Below are 1,326 nucleotides of genomic sequence, written 5' to 3'. Positions count from 1 at the left end.
GCATTAGTGTCCCGTTAAAATGGGACGAGTTAAACAATTAATCAAATAGCCCCGGAATAAGGGGATTATTTAGATCTTTGACATCATTGAAATTAGTCTTATCGAACAGGTCACGCAAGTGGGTTTTGTCAGTCAATGATATGCTGAGAATTTGCAAAACTTCATAGGTTGAGCGTTTCAACTTCATATCATGTTGGACAATAGCCACAAGGCAGTATGTGATAATAGCCACACTGATTTGTATGCGAACAGCGTTCTCTGTTGTGCCCCAAAATTTCTTTATCTTGAGATGCTGCTTGAGCCATTTGAAGAACAGCTCGATTAACCATCTTTTCTTATAAAGATTGGCGATATCCAGTGCAGAAAGTTGTTTTGCATTTGTCAAAAAAGTGAACTCACGGTCATCTTCTTCATCGTAATATCGGACGAGTCTGAATGACTCAGGATATTTCTTCTCGGAGAGATAGCCGGTCAGTTTCACTTCCGCATCTGTCATTATATTCTTTGGCATTCTTCGCTTCCATTGGACTGTCTTATACTTTAAATTCGTCTTGGCTCTGACAACAAAGAAAGAGTCTGTAAGATGTATCTTATAGAGTTCTTTAAAGGAATCATAAGCCCTGTCGAAGATATAATAAGCATTTGGTTCATAATGGATTGAAGACAGTAATGTAGAATCATGCTTTGATGCAGTGGTTACGGTATAGAAGGCAGGAACTTGTGCTTCAATGTCATATAAGACATGAGCCTTAACTCCTCCTTTCTTGTTTCGGAACTTTGCCCATGGGAATGTTGCAAGACATAACGGAATCGTTGTTGAATCAAACGCATATTTCTTTCCGGAAATGTCAAGGATGTTGGTCGTCCGCTTCTCGCAGGCTTCCTTCATCATATAGAATGCAAATTCTTCAAAAATTCTATAATCACGGTTCCGGTTGGCTGTCGCAAGAGTTGTCTTGGCTATCGGTTCACGACCTAACCCAAGATGATATTGCTTGGCCCTATGCGCCTCGAAAGCAACGATTAAGTCTCGCAGGCTCTCACGGTTACTCAGTTGTCCAAACATCATCGCGAGCATCTGATTCCAGCAAGTGAAATGTTTCACATATCGGTTGCCACCATACTTGCGAACATAGTTGTTAAACTGAGTCCTGTTCAGAAAAGCGGTTAATTGAGAGAATACGTATTTGTCTTGGAACATAGCAGCCATTTGTATTAGACTGCAAAGTTGCAAAATCAAGTCCGTTTCATTTCAAAAAACCGTGTAATTGACTATATTTCAATAATTTCAAAGAACTATTTATCCACTTTTACGGGACAGTAGTG

1 protein-coding gene is annotated in these 1,326 nt (G+C 39.7%); it reads right to left on the bottom strand.

The window, feature by feature from the left end; genetic code table 11:
• Positions 1–37: 37 nt before the first annotated feature.
• Positions 38–1,201 (bottom strand): IS4 family transposase, encoded by a 1,164-nt coding sequence (locus DW096_RS19185; RefSeq protein ID WP_008675277.1) that lies wholly within the window; start codon positions 1,199–1,201, stop codon positions 38–40.
• Positions 1,202–1,326: the final 125 nt, after the last annotated feature.

The sequence above is a fragment of the Bacteroides sp. AM07-18 genome (assembly GCF_003602695.1).
Classification (GTDB): Bacteria; Bacteroidota; Bacteroidia; order Bacteroidales; family Bacteroidaceae; genus Bacteroides; species Bacteroides uniformis.
Note: the sequence above shows the minus strand (reverse complement) of the source record. Positions and strands in the feature narration are given on the sequence as shown.

What these genes read in the sequence shown, in the direction of transcription:
- DW096_RS19185 (WP_008675277.1), bottom strand. Translation starts at nt 1,201, where the DNA reads ATGTTCCAAGACAAATACGTATTCTCTCAATTAACCGCTTTTCTGAAC.